This is a genomic window from Escherichia sp. KCJ4928, from assembly GCF_004352695.1.
Lineage (GTDB): Bacteria > Pseudomonadota > Gammaproteobacteria > Enterobacterales > Enterobacteriaceae > ECMA0423.
Genome location: NZ_SJWV01000803.1, coordinates 1 through 255, shown reverse-complemented (window position 1 = coordinate 255; position 255 = coordinate 1). Strand labels below are relative to the sequence as shown.

Genomic DNA, 255 nt, shown 5'->3' with positions numbered 1-255 from the left:
GCACAGCGGGCAGCGCCCTGAATACGACGGTGGAGACCGTACAGGCGGCGAAATCTGCCGGAAACAGCCGGCTTGAAGCCCTGCAGGGGGTGAAGGCCGCGCTCTCGGGGGCTCAGGCCGTGCAGGCTGGACGACTGGCAGACGCGCAGGGCGCCGATGCCGGAAATAATAACACGGTGGGCATCAGCCTCTCTTACGGCAGCCAGTCTTCGAAATCAGAACAGCAGTCAGAGCAGACGGTGGCGAAGGGCAGTA

General features: G+C 63.9%; 1 protein-coding gene. It reads left to right on the top strand.

The annotated features are described in order from the left end of the window. On the top strand, positions 1–255 hold a 255-nt coding region (locus E0D98_RS26855), incomplete at both ends, for a hypothetical protein (protein WP_205713050.1).